Raw genomic sequence first — 12,895 nt, forward strand, 5'->3', positions numbered from 1 at the left:
AGGTTGATTGACTTGAAACTGATACTCGGGGGTTTGCAATGGACGGCATTTATGATTGCGGCTGCGATTGTAGTTCCTGTCGCCATCGCACAATCATTTCACTTGAACCATGCCGATTCTGCCGCATTGATTCAGAGCACATTTTTTGTGCTTGGCGTCGCCGCGGTCATCCAATGTCTTCAGGGACATCGTCTGCCGATTAATGAAAGCCCGGCAGGCTTATGGTGGGGCGTATATACGATTTACGGCGGACTGACGGGCACGGTGTTCGCGACATTCGGCGAGACGCTGCGGGCGCTGCAGGGGGCGCTGTTATTAAGCGCTGTCTTTTTCTTTTTGTTCAGCCTTTTTAAAGTGATTGAACGGCTGGCCGTGCTGTTTACGCCGGTTGTGACCGGTGTGTATCTGCTGCTGTTGGTCATGCAGCTGAGTCAGCCGATTGTGAAAGGCCTTTTGGGCATCGGCTATTTAAAAAACAGCGTCGACGGCCTTGTATTCGGGCTCGCCATGGTTGTGACGGCGGCGATGTTCATCATGTCCCGATCGAATGTTACGTTCTTAAGACAGTATGCGATTCTCCTTTCGCTTGCCGGCGGATGGATCTTATTCGCCGTCTTTGGCGCAGCCAAACCGATTCAAATACCGGACCGCATAATTCAGCTGCCGGCTCTTTTTCCGTTTGGAAAACCCGTGTTTGACAGCGGCCTGATCATTACGTCACTCTTCATTACCGTGCTTTTGATTGTCAACATGCTCGCGAGCATCCGGGTTGTAGAAGCGGCGGTGAAAAAATTCGGCGGCACCGTTGGGAAGCGGCGTGAGCGTCCGGCTGGGTTTGCGGCTTCGATCAGCCACCTTTTGAGCGGGCTGTCAGGGGGCATTGCGCCTGTGCCGATTTCAGGGGCGGCCGGTTTTATTGAGACGACGAAGCTTCCTTCGAAAAAGCCGTTTCTTTTGGGAAGTGTATTTGTCATGATCATCAGTATGATCCCGCTATTTATGAATGCGTTTGCGAGTCTGCCCTCACCGGTTGGCTTTGCGGTAAACTTCGTCGTTTTTTCCACGATGGCGGGTCTTGCCTTTACGGAGTTTGACTCTTATGAGAAAGCGGAGCAAAAACGAATCCGCTCCATTATCGGTCTGGCGCTCCTGACGGGGGTCGGCGTAATGTTTGTGCCGGAGAGCGCGTTATCAGGGATGCACCCGATCCTGATTTCGCTCTTAAGCAACGGCCTTGTGCTCGGGACGCTGCTGGCGATAGCGATTGACCGAATCCAGCTTATCAAAAAGAAAAAATCCGACAATCTCGTGTCATCGGATGACGGACGTTGAATTTTGCCGATGTTGGGTTATGATTGAATTGGAAACTTTAACGAAAAGGCGGGAGAAAAATAGATGAAAGTGTTTATTATTCTTGGTGCGATTAACGCTTTATTGGCCGTGGCGCTGGGCGCTTTCGGCGCGCATGGGCTTGAAGGGAAAATCCCCGATAAATATTTGCAGGTGTGGCACACAGGCGTGCAATATCATATGTATCACGCGCTCGGTCTTCTGGCTGTCGCGTTTTTGGCCGAAAAGCTTTCTGGCGCAGGCAGTGTTTCTGTTGCGGGCTGGCTGATGTTTGCGGGCATCGTTCTGTTTTCAGGAAGCCTGTACGTATTGAGCGTGACGCAGATTTCCATTCTCGGCGCGATTACACCGCTCGGCGGCGTGGCGTTTATCATCTCTTGGATTATGATTATCGTCGCGGCCGTCAAATATTTATAAAGAAAAAAAGCCAATCCTCTGTCAAGTGAGCGATTGGCTTTTTGATTTATCTCGGAGAATAAGAAGACATGGAGTACGGATAAGTATAAGCGATTTCCTCATCAAACGTGATGTAATCAAGGTAAATGGTCAGAAGCAGATAGCGGGTGCCCGTTTTCGGATCGCTGATGATGATATGGTCACGTCCCGCCGCCTGAATCACACCGCGGAAAATCTTTGAATTCCATTCTTTGCTGTTTTCAAATGTCATATAAATCGTCGCCGTTTTGCCCCGGTTCAACCGCAGAATATTTTCAATGTATGACTCTTCAATCGGCAGCATGCCGGGAACGTTTTGTGACGATGATGGACCTGACGGAATCTGAAAGCTGCCGCCGCCCTGCTGCTGCGGCTGGCCGGGGAACCCCCCGCCGAAGCCCTGCTGGCCCTGCTGCTGCGGCTGGCCGGGAAACCCCCCGCCGAAGCCCTGCTGGCCTTGCTGCATCGGCATTGTCATTTGCTGCTGCATCGGCATCATTTGCGATCCTTGGCCGCCCTGAGGCTGCGGATAAGGATTAGGCCCGAGCTGCGGCTGGTATCCTTGCATATCCATTCCCATCCCCATCCCTTGCATTTGCTGATATTGATTCTTTTTCGGTTTCATATTGTTCCTCCTTTGATGAAAACCTCTTCATGCTGAAACCTCCTGACAAGTATCAGACAGCCGACAGAGAAGCTGCTGTTTTTATCTATTCCACCATATGAGCCCGCAGAAAGATTTATGCGAAAAAAGAAAATACGCTCCAATGAGTCCGGACATCAGAGCCGGTTTTTTTTGTGCGCGCAAAGCTGACTTTTCACATAATAGTCTGTATTCCTATCGCATCTTCCGCATAAGGAACATATGATAGCGGTAGTTTCAGGTGCGAAAAGGGGGTGACGAGTTGCCTAAAGTGTCAGTGATCATGACGAGCTATAACAAAAGTGACTATGTGGCCCGCTCTATTAAAAGTATTCTGTCTCAGACGTTTACGGACTTTGAGCTGTTCATTATGGATGACAACTCAAATGAAGCGACATTGGCGGAAATACGTCCTTTTCTCACGGATGCCCGCGTCCGGTTTTATCAAAGCGATGTATCGGGCGTCAAAGAAAGAACGGAAAAAACACGCTACGCCGCCTTGATTAATCAGGCAATAGAAATGGCGGAGGGCGAGTACGTGACGTATGCGACCGACGACAACACGTATGTGCCGGAACGGCTTGAGAAAATGGTGAAAGAGCTTGATGAAGACCCGGAAAAAGCCGTCGTGTATTCAAGTTCCAAAACCTATCATCTGAATCAGCGGAAAGAGACGGTGAAGGAGACGGCCAGGCCCGCCGAACGGATCGTGTGGAACGCGCCGTGCGCCATTGACCATTGTTCGGTCATGCACCGGTTTTCCGTGCTGGAACAGGTCAAATCGGCATTCGGTTCCTATTGGGATGAAAGCCCCGCGTTTTACCGGATCGGTGACGCCCGTTTCTTCTGGAGAGTGAATCATTTTTATCCGTTTTACCCGATTTCTGAGGAGCTTGATATCAATTATATTACCGATCAATCCATCCATTATCAGCTTTTCGCGGCGGAGAAAAACGAGTTTGTGAACAGCCTTCCGCAGCAGACCACGTGCCGGGAGCTGAGGGAATCATTAAAAAAGCTTGGAAAGGGGTGAGGGCTTGTCGGCATACTTAGCGAATTATTGGGTGCTGTACCGGCAGTATATTGATCTTTTTCAGTCACTTCGCTACAAAGATATCCCGCTCGCATTGATCAGTAATTTTTATCAATATATCAGTCCGGCGCTTCGGGAGAGCATGGAGCAGAACCCAGAGCTTTTCGGTCCGGCTGATCAGCATATTCCTGAAGCCGGTATACAGCCATATTATGATCAAAAAAGGCAAAACATTAAGAAAACAGATGAGAAACCGGTAAACGGAAAAGTCATTCTGCATTTCGATCATCTTCGGTTCACCGAGGGAAACTACCGGCAGTTTGATCCGGCAAAAACAGCGGTACTGGCCAGATGGAGTCTGCCTGACCACTACGGGCTGCCCGTTATCTGCAAATTGAAGCTGACGGGAATGGGGCAAAAAGGGAACCCCGTCCCTTATATTGAAAAAGCCCATTCCATTTTGAAAGAGCTTCACAGCCATCCCGCTTTCGGAAATAGAGAATTTCAGGAACGTTTGTATAAAGACATTCCATTATTTATTGAAGCGATTGACGCCGTTGATATTTTGTTTACGGCCGAGAAGATTTCCGCCGTTGTAGTCGGCACGACAGAGGATATTTACAGCCGTGTGCTGGCGCTGATGTCCGCGAAAAAAAACGCCGTCAGCATCTGTCTGCAGCACGGAGCGCTCATGGGAGATGAAGCGTTTCTGCCCGTATTTACGGACTATCAGGCTGTATTCGGGGCTTATGAAGCGGAGTGGTATAAAGCAAAAGGCTGCAGGGATGAACAAATCATCATCACGGGGCATCCCCGTTTCGACGAGATTTTCTCAAGAGAGCCGATAGATCAGGACACGTTTTACCGCAAACTTTCTTTTCTCCCGTCACAGCGGACGGTGCTGATCGCCACGCAGCCGTTTTCTGATGAATTTTATACGGGCGTGCTTGAAAAGCTTGCCGGCCAAAAGAACATGCAGCTCATTATTAAACCGCATCCATGGGAAATCGGCAAAAACAAGCTGGATGCTTACAATCAGGTGCTGCGGAAATATAAAGCAGGAAAAATCATCAAAAAAGAGATGGAGCTGTATGACATTCTCCCTTATGTTGACGCTGCGGTGACACAGACATCAACGGTCGGTCTTGAAGCGATGCTGTTTCAAAAGCCCGTGCTGATCGGAAAATCAGCGGGAACCCGCCGATACCCTTATTATCATTCACTTGGAGAATTTGTTTTTGAGGACCCGCAGGCACTCGCTCAGGAATTAATCCGGATATGCGAAAGCCCCGCGGAATATCAAAAAGCGGAACAGGCGCGCCGTGCTTTTGTCGCCGCGAACTACCCGGTTCAGGATTCGCTTGCCGCTTTATGCCAAGTGCTTCAGGAAAAAACCGGAGTCAGCTTCAGACGGGTTGACCCTTCATAAAAAAGATAGGAGCGCAAAGAAAATGGTGCAAAAAAGATCAGCTTTTCTTCCTTATTCATTGCCCATGATCGGGAAGGACGAAATTCAGGAGGTTATTGATACGCTTGAATCGGGCTGGCTTTCAAAGGGACCGAAAGTAGAGGCGTTTGAAAAAGCCTTTGCCGCATGGACGGGGGCAAAGCACGCGATCGCGCTGAACTCATGTACCGCCGCTTTGTTTTTGACCCTGAAAGCGAAAGGGATCGGTCCCGGCGACGAGGTCATCACGTCTGCCGTGACGTTCAGTTCTACAGCCAATACAATCGTGCACACAGGCGCCGTTCCGGTGTTTGTTGACATCGATCCGCTTACGCTGAATGCGGACCCTAAAAAAATTGAGGCGGCCGTCACCCCGCGGACAAAGGCGATTGTACCCGTTCATTTCGCCGGCCAGTCGTGTGATATGGATGAGATTCTGGCCATTGCCGAAAAGCATCAGTTATTTGTCTTAGAGGATGCCGCACATGCCGTGTATACCACTTATAAACAGAAAATGATCGGATCAATCGGTGATGCGACGGCATTCAGCTTCTACGCGACAAAAAACCTGGCAACCGGTGAAGGCGGCATGCTGACGACGGACGATGACGGGCTTGCCGATCAGATCAGGGTGCTCAGCCTTCACGGCATGAGCAAAGGCGCGTGGAACCGCTATTCTTCAAACGGAAGCTGGTACTACGAGGTCGAAACGCCCGGCTATAAAATGAATATGTTTGATCTTCAGGCAGCGCTTGGGCTTCATCAGCTGAAACGGATTGACAGCATGCAGCAAAGAAGAGCCGACATTGCGAGCCGCTACCAGGACGCCTTCAGACACATGAAAGGGCTGACCATCCCGCATGTCAGTGATGACGGACGGCATGCATGGCATCTGTATGTTCTTCAAATAGAGGAGCAGGAGGCCGGGGTCAGCCGGAACGATCTGATTTCCGCTTTAAAAGACCAATATAATATCGGCACAAGTGTTCATTTTATTCCGGTTCCGTTCCATCCGTATTATCAAAAAACGTACGGATATAAGGAAACTGACTTTCCGGCCGCGGCAGCGTATTATCACCGCACCGTGTCACTCCCTCTTTATCCGTCAATGACAGATGACGACGTTGAATACGTCATTGCAGCCGTTACGGATATCGTCAAAGGGGCTGATTAGGTGTACAGACTGAGGGAAAATCTTGCTCAGGACATGATTCATGCCTTCCTGCATCAGAAGGGCATCCAGCCGGAAGCCTATGAATCGTCGCTCTGTTTATTGGAAGAAAACAGCCTTCAAGGCGTGATTTTATATGAAAACTCTTCGTGGGAAAGTCAATTGTTCCGAAAAAATATCATCAATGTGAAGCTTGCAGCCGCAAACAGCACCGGACAGCTCAAAAGGCTGTTTCAGGAATTTTACGCGGCAAGGCGGGCGGCAGGCACTGATTTTATATTTATTAAAATACCGGCTGAAGATATCGGGGCGATGCAGGTCGTTCAGCAGCTTCCGAACGCTTATTTTGTAGGGAGTCTGCTCAAGCTCGTCAGCCCGGTGCGTGTATATAACAGCACGCCGCCATTTGAGATTACAGAAGCCGGACCCGGCGACACGGAAGCGATCAGCCGGCTGGCCCGCGACGCCTTTACAAAAAGCAGGTATTACCAAGATCCCCGCCTCAGCTATGAAAGTGCGAACCGCCTGTTTGAAGAGTGGGCGCGGAATAACGCGGAAGGCAGAGCTTCATTACAATTCGCTGCCACATATAAGGGAGAGACCGTGGGCTTTGTTCAGGGGCTGTCTAAAGGCGATGAATTCGTCCTTGATCTGATGGCGGTAAAGCCGGGCTTTGAAGGAAAAGGAGCGGGATTCCATTTAGCGGCGCACGTGATTGAACAATCATTGCGCTTTCAGCATAAGACTGTATCAGCGGGAACGCAGCTCCACAATGTAAGAGCCATCCGCCTGTATGAAAGAATGGGATTTAAAGCGGATGCGTCCTATTACTACTATCATGTGTGGCCCGGGAAGGAGGCGGACTGATGGCATCATGCAAAATCGGAACGAAGTCAATCGGCGAAGGTTCGCCCGTATTCATCATCGCCGAAGCCGGAATTAATCATGACGGAAAACTGAGCCAGGCGTTTGAATTGATAGATGCGGCCAGTGAGGCCGGCGCGGACGCGGTCAAGTTTCAAATGTTTCAGGCTGACAAAATGTATCAGAAAGACCCGGGCTTGTACAAAACCGCTGCGGGAAAAAACGTCTCTATTTTTTCTTTGGTGCAATCCATGGAAATGCCCGCCGAGTGGATCGAACCGCTGCTTGAATATTGTAAGAAAAAAGGCGTGCTGTTTTTAAGTACGGTATGTGACGAAGGCTCTGCCGACTTACTGTATGCGACTTCCCCTTCAGCCTTTAAAATCGCCTCCTACGAGCTGAATCATCTGCCGTTATTGAAATATGTCGCGGGGCTGAAGACCCCGATTATTTTTTCCACCGCGGGCGCTGATATTTCAGATATTCAGGAGGCTTATCAAACCATTACCGGCGAGGGGAACACAGAAATTGCGATCATGCATTGTGTGGCGAAATATCCCGCGCCGCCTGAATACAGCAATCTGAGCGTCATTCCCATGCTTGCCGCCGCATTCCCGGATGCAGTGATCGGTTTCTCCGATCACAGCGCCCATCCGTATGATGTGCCGTGCGCGGCTGTCAGGCTCGGAGCGAAACTGATTGAAAAGCATTTTACGATCGATAAAAACCTGCCCGGTGCTGATCACTCCTTCGCTCTCAATCCGGATGAATTAAAAGAAATGGTTGCGGCGATCCGCTCAGTTGAAGCGGAGCTGCGGCAGGGGCATCATGCTCCGGTGCCGGAAGTGCTGTCGGGAAGTTCTCATAAAACGACGACACCGATTGAAGGGGATATCAGAAGGTTCGCTTACAGAGGCATTTTTTCAACAGCGCCGATTCAAAAAGGCGAATATTTTACGGCGGAAAACCTTGCCGTCCTTCGTCCCGGCCAAAAACCGCAGGGGCTTCACCCGAGATATTTTGAGCTTTTAACTGACGGGGCGCGTGCGGTCAGGGATATCCCCGCCGACACGGGCATCACTTGGGATGACCTTTTGACGAAAGGCAGCCCATATGATGACTGACATTTTGTTTATCATTCAGGCGCGGATGGGAAGCGGGCGTCTTCCCGGTAAAGTGCTGAAACCGATCGGCGGGTATACGATCCTCGATATGATTGTCAAAAGGGTTCGGCAAAGCGAGTATTATGATCAATCGCGGGATAATCTGATCGTCGCCTCGTCTGACAGCAAGACCGACGACATTCTGTCTGCGCACTGCCTCAGCAAGAACTACCGTGTGCACCGCGGCAGCGAGCAGCGCGTGCTTGACCGTTTTGCACAAGTCATCGAACGAGTAAAACCGGACATCGCAGTCAGACTGACGGGGGATAACCCGTTTGTCGACCCTTCGCTGCTTGATTTTCTGATTCAATCGCATTTAGATCAGCACGCAGACTACACGTATATCTGCGGTACACCGCTCGGCATCGGCGGCGAGGCGGTAAACGCGCGCCTTTTAACGGAGATCAATGCCGACAAAACGCTGGCGGACAAATATCAGGAGCATGTCACGCTTTTAATAAGAGAATCTGCTGAGAAGTACCGGCTTCTCTTTCCTGAGCCCCCGCAGGAACTCCGGGCTCCTCACTTGCGGATGACCGTCGATACAGAAGAGGACTACAGGCTGGCCCGCGAGCTGTACGTAAAAGCGGGCTCGCGTCCTGATATTCCGGCAAAAGAATTGATCCATCTGCTGAATAGTGATCCGGAGCTCAGGGCCATTAATCAAATGATCCGGCAAAAAGAGGCTGATTAGCATGCGGGTTTTGATTTTCGCGGACGGGGGCCGTGACATCGGCATGGGGCACGCGGTCCGGATGAAGCTGCTTGCCGGTGCCATTAAGAACAATTGCTCAATAACGTTCCACACAAATAAAGAGGCTTCTTCTTATCTGTCTTCTGATCAATGGGAAGTGATCATCAAGCCTGACAAGGGACAGAAGGAATTTATTGTCCGGGAAATAAACAGGCAGGCCCCTGACCTTCTCATATTCGATCTGCTCGATATGCCGTGTGACTGGTTAGAGGAAATCAAAAAGCATTCATCGGCACGTATCGTCTTATTTGAAGAAAAACGGGAACATGTCATTCATTTATGCGATGCCGTTATAAACGGCATTTACGGAGGGCTGAAAAGCCGGACGGTTCAAATGGGCAGCGCCGTTGTATATGAAGGCCCGGAATATATCATTCTTCATCCGGGTTTTGAAAAAGCAAAGCAGCTCTATCAGCTGAGAAAAGAATGCCGGACCATATTGGTCTCATTAGGAGGAAGCGACCCGAAGAAGCTTGTCTTTAAAGTGATGGAAGCATGCCGCCGCATCCCCGATATTCAGCGAAAACGAGTGATCATCGTCATGGGCGGCGCCGCGCCTCATGCTGATGGCGTGGGCGCGCATCTTACACAAATGCCTTATGCCGAGATGGTAAGGCAGACAAATGACATGGCCGCGCTTCTTTCGAGGGCTGATATGGCCGTCGTGTCCGGCGGGATCACTTTATATGAGACCATTTGTACGGGTGTGCCCTGCATCGTACTTTCTCAAGTGGAGCATCAAACTGAGACGGCGGAAAAATTCGCCGCACGGGGGGCCGCCGTTCATCTCGGCCTTGGTGAATGCATATCAGCGGACGTTCTTGCACGGCATATGTCTGACATGGCCGCTGATTATCCGATGCGGTCCGGACTTCATCAAAACGGAAAGCCGCTGGTTGACGGCAGGGGCATCAAACGGGCGGCGGCGATTCTTTATGATTTGTGATAAAACCACACGTAAGGAAGTGTTCATGTGAAAGGTGTTATCTTAGCCGGAGGCACCGGCTCACGCCTTATGCCGCTGACAAAAGCGGTCAATAAGCATTTACTCCCTGTCGGTCCATATCCGATGATTTACTGGTCGATCATGAAGCTGGAAGAAGCGGGGATTACGGATATCTTGCTGATTACGCAAAAAGAATATATTCCGCAATTTCATAAACTTCTCGAAACCGGAGAAGAACTCGGCGTCTCAATCACATATCAGGTTCAGCCAGCCGCATCCGGCATTTCCGACGGTTTATCATACGCAAAGCGGTTTACCGGGCGCGACCCGTTTGTCCTGCTTTTGGGAGATAATATTTTTGAAGATTCATTAAAACCTTATACGGAGCGTTTCGCAAAGCAGGGAAAAGGAGCGAAAGTGCTGCTGAAAGAAGTTGACGATCCGGAGCGCTTCGGCATCGCCGAGATTGATGAGGAAAACAAACGGATCAAGTCGATCATTGAAAAGCCGGAGCAGCCGCCGACCAGACTATGCGTCACAGGGATCTACATGTACGACGCAGAAGTGTTTTCTTATATTGAACAAATTTCCCCTTCAAAACGCGGCGAACTGGAAATTACGGATGTCAATAATTTATACATTGAACACAGTGAGCTGACGTATGATGTGTTAACGGGCTGGTGGGTGGATGCGGGCACGCATGAATCGCTCTACCTCGCCGGAAGCCTGGCGCATCAGGCAATACAGAAAGGACAGGAGCATTAATCATGCCAAAATCATATTTAATTACAGGCGGCGCCGGATTTATCGGCCTTACCTTCACAAAGATGATGCTGAAAGAAACGGACGCGCAGATTACCGTCCTGGATAATCTCACGTATGCAAGCAGGCCGCTTGAAATAGAAGCCTTAAAAAAGAACGGCCGTTTCCGTTTTATCAAAGGTGACATTTCTAAAAAAGAGGACATTGACAAAGTCTTTTCCCACATGTATGACGCTGTCATTCATTTTGCGGCTGAATCCCATGTGGACAGAAGCATAAATCAGGCAGAGCCGTTTATCACAACAAATGTGATGGGCACATACCGACTGGCGGACGCGGTGTTGCAGGGAAAAGCCGGCAGACTGATTCACATTTCCACAGATGAGGTGTACGGAGATTTGGCGCCGGATGATCCCGCTTTTACAGAGACGACGCCGCTTTCTCCGAACAATCCGTATTCCGCCAGCAAGGCAAGCTCAGACCTGCTCGTCATGTCTTATGTGAAAACTCATAAGCTTCCAGCCATCATTACAAGATGCAGCAACAATTACGGGCCGTACCAGCATCACGAGAAAATGATTCCGACCATTATCAGGCATGCCGTAAACGGCACGCCGGTTCCGCTGTACGGCGACGGATTGCAGATCAGAGACTGGCTGTTTGCCGAAGACCATTGCCGCGCCATTAAGCTCGTCCTGGAAAAAGGAACACTCGGTGACATTTACAATATCGGCGGAGGAAATGAACGGACGAATAAAGAGCTTGCGTCATTTATCATGAAGGAGCTCGGTGTCGAGGAACGGTTTGCTCATGTCGAAGACAGAAAAGGGCATGACCGCCGTTACGCCATCAATGCTTCAAAGCTGAAAAATGAGCTGGGATGGCGGCAGGACGTCACATTTGAAGAAGGGATGAGAAGAACCATTCGCTGGTATACAGACAGCCAAGACTAATCGGAAAGAAGGGGATCCGATTGACGAAGGTATTAGTAACCGGAGCGGCCGGCCAGCTGGGGCGGGAGTTATGCCGCCAGCTGAAGCGGGAAGGGTATGAAGTGATCGCCTTGACAAAAGCGATGATGAACATATCCGACCAGCGTTCGGTGCGGCACTCGTTCAGCCATTACAAGCCGGATATCGTCGTCAATACGGCGGCATACACCTCCGTTGACAAATGTGAAACGGAGCTCGACAAAGCGTATTTAATAAACGGAATCGGCGCTTATTATGCCGCGCTTGAGGCTGAAAACACCGGCGCGAAATTCATTCACATCAGCACCGATTACGTCTTCAGCGGCAAAGGAACACGGCCATACCAGACCGATGATCCCGCAGATCCGGGCACGATTTACGGAAAAAGCAAAAAACTCGGCGAAGAACTGATCCGGTTGACGGGAAAAAACCACACCATTATCAGAACATCGTGGGTGTACGGCAGCGGCGGGCACAACTTTGTCAATACGATGCTGAAACTTGCGGATACACATGATCAGGTGCGTGTCGTTAACGATCAAATCGGGGCGCCGACGTATACAAAAGATTTAGCCGAAACGGTGATCGGTCTGTTTGACAGGCCGCCGGGCTTATACCACGCCGCAAACAGCGGAGTGTGCAGCTGGTATGAATTTGCCAAGGCTATTTTTGAAGAAAGCGGCAGAACCGCCGCCGTGCTGCCCGTCACGACGGAGGAATACGGAAATGAGACGCCGCGCCCCGCTTATTCGGTGTTGAGTCTTGAGTCGATTGAACGGCAGGGGCTCGGCATGAGGCATTGGCGGGAAGCGCTGCATGATTATTTACAAAGGGAGGGACAGTGCAAGTGATCGAAGGCGTAAAAATCAAAAAGCTGATCAAACACAGCGATGACCGGGGTTTTTTCTCAGAACTCGTCCGTGACGATGAACATCTCTTAGAGCGTTTCGGGCAGGCTTCCTGGTCCAAAAGCTATCCCGGCGTCATTAAAGCATTTCACTATCATGAGAAACAGGATGACCTGTGGTTTTTTCCGACGGGCCACGCCCAGGTCGTGCTCCATGACCTTCGCGAAGAGTCGGCAACCAAGGGAGAAACGGATGTCTACTACATGGGAGAAGACAATCCGATGCTCCTTCTCATTCCCAAAGGCGTCGCACACGGGTACAGAGTGCTGGGCGAAACCCCGCTGACCATTATTTATTTCACGACAATGTCCTACAATCCGGATCAGCCTGACGAAAAAAGAATCCCGTGGAATGATGACACCATCGGATTTGACTGGCAGACGGCTCACCGGTAGCGCACAAGACGAAGACAGCGGATGTCTTCGTTTTTGTGTTTTTGTTGACTTTG

At 50.4% G+C, this 12,895-nt stretch carries 14 protein-coding genes; 13 read left to right on the forward strand and 1 reads right to left on the reverse strand.

The window, feature by feature from the left end; translation table 11 throughout:
• The first annotated feature begins 12 nt into the window (after nucleotides 1-12).
• Nucleotides 13-1,332: a purine/pyrimidine permease gene (locus RUW00_RS09680; RefSeq protein WP_029972904.1), complete on the forward strand. Its 1,320-nt coding sequence runs from the start codon at nucleotides 13-15 to the stop codon at nucleotides 1,330-1,332.
• A 63-nt stretch (nucleotides 1,333-1,395) separates the two neighbouring features.
• Nucleotides 1,396-1,767 carry a DUF423 domain-containing protein gene (locus tag RUW00_RS09685; protein ID WP_003150969.1) on the forward strand — a complete coding sequence of 124 codons (372 nt, stop codon included), beginning with the start codon at nucleotides 1,396-1,398 and terminating at the stop codon, nucleotides 1,765-1,767.
• Between the two features lie 46 nt (nucleotides 1,768-1,813).
• On the opposite strand, the gene gerQ is transcribed toward RUW00_RS09685, so the two are convergent.
• Nucleotides 1,814-2,410 (reverse strand): spore coat protein GerQ, encoded by a 597-nt coding sequence (gene gerQ / locus RUW00_RS09690; RefSeq protein WP_014419171.1) that lies wholly within the window; start codon nucleotides 2,408-2,410, stop codon nucleotides 1,814-1,816.
• 280 nt (nucleotides 2,411-2,690) lie between these two features.
• Between gerQ and RUW00_RS09695 the strand changes: the two genes are divergently transcribed.
• Genes RUW00_RS09695 through RUW00_RS09745 form a run of 11 tightly spaced genes read left to right on the forward strand, consistent with a single transcriptional unit; the run spans nucleotide 2,691 to nucleotide 12,842 of the window.
• Nucleotides 2,691-3,461 carry a glycosyltransferase family 2 protein gene (locus tag RUW00_RS09695; protein WP_014419170.1) on the forward strand — a complete coding sequence of 257 codons (771 nt, stop codon included), beginning with the start codon at nucleotides 2,691-2,693 and terminating at the stop codon, nucleotides 3,459-3,461.
• A 4-nt stretch (nucleotides 3,462-3,465) separates the two neighbouring features.
• Nucleotides 3,466-4,890 (forward strand): capsular polysaccharide export protein, LipB/KpsS family, encoded by a 1,425-nt coding sequence (locus RUW00_RS09700; protein ID WP_267543476.1) that lies wholly within the window; start codon nucleotides 3,466-3,468, stop codon nucleotides 4,888-4,890.
• Nucleotides 4,891-4,912: 22 nt separating this feature from the next.
• Nucleotides 4,913-6,082 carry a DegT/DnrJ/EryC1/StrS family aminotransferase gene (locus RUW00_RS09705; RefSeq protein ID WP_061861644.1) on the forward strand — a complete coding sequence of 390 codons (1,170 nt, stop codon included), beginning with the start codon at nucleotides 4,913-4,915 and terminating at the stop codon, nucleotides 6,080-6,082.
• A complete protein-coding gene (locus RUW00_RS09710; RefSeq protein ID WP_017418668.1) occupies nucleotides 6,083-6,946 on the forward strand; it encodes a GNAT family N-acetyltransferase in 864 nt (287 codons plus the stop codon).
• On the forward strand, nucleotides 6,946-8,067 hold the full coding sequence (locus RUW00_RS09715) for an N-acetylneuraminate synthase family protein (protein ID WP_061861643.1): 1,122 nt from the start codon (nucleotides 6,946-6,948) through the stop codon (nucleotides 8,065-8,067). Before RUW00_RS09710 ends, RUW00_RS09715 begins: the two co-directional genes overlap by 1 nt.
• A complete protein-coding gene (locus tag RUW00_RS09720; RefSeq protein WP_061861642.1) occupies nucleotides 8,060-8,800 on the forward strand; it encodes a cytidylyltransferase domain-containing protein in 741 nt (246 codons plus the stop codon). The genes RUW00_RS09715 and RUW00_RS09720 overlap by 8 nt, the downstream gene beginning before the upstream one ends.
• Nucleotide 8,801: 1 nt before the next feature.
• Nucleotides 8,802-9,806: a PseG/SpsG family protein gene (locus RUW00_RS09725; protein ID WP_267543478.1), complete on the forward strand. Its 1,005-nt coding sequence runs from the start codon at nucleotides 8,802-8,804 to the stop codon at nucleotides 9,804-9,806.
• A 27-nt stretch (nucleotides 9,807-9,833) separates the two neighbouring features.
• A complete protein-coding gene (locus RUW00_RS09730; protein ID WP_029972897.1) occupies nucleotides 9,834-10,571 on the forward strand; it encodes a sugar phosphate nucleotidyltransferase in 738 nt (245 codons plus the stop codon).
• Between the two features lie 2 nt (nucleotides 10,572-10,573).
• Entirely contained in the window at nucleotides 10,574-11,521 is a 948-nt protein-coding gene (gene rfbB, locus RUW00_RS09735) for a dTDP-glucose 4,6-dehydratase (RefSeq protein ID WP_021494763.1), read from the forward strand.
• Between the two features lie 20 nt (nucleotides 11,522-11,541).
• Nucleotides 11,542-12,390: a dTDP-4-dehydrorhamnose reductase gene (gene rfbD, locus RUW00_RS09740; RefSeq protein WP_104842926.1), complete on the forward strand. Its 849-nt coding sequence runs from the start codon at nucleotides 11,542-11,544 to the stop codon at nucleotides 12,388-12,390.
• On the forward strand, nucleotides 12,387-12,842 hold the full coding sequence (locus tag RUW00_RS09745; protein ID WP_003150986.1) for a dTDP-4-dehydrorhamnose 3,5-epimerase family protein: 456 nt from the start codon (nucleotides 12,387-12,389) through the stop codon (nucleotides 12,840-12,842). Before rfbD ends, RUW00_RS09745 begins: the two co-directional genes overlap by 4 nt.
• Nucleotides 12,843-12,895: the final 53 nt, after the last annotated feature.

Source organism: Bacillus sp. IS1, from assembly GCF_032461585.1.
Taxonomy (GTDB): domain Bacteria; phylum Bacillota; class Bacilli; order Bacillales; family Bacillaceae; genus Bacillus; species Bacillus velezensis.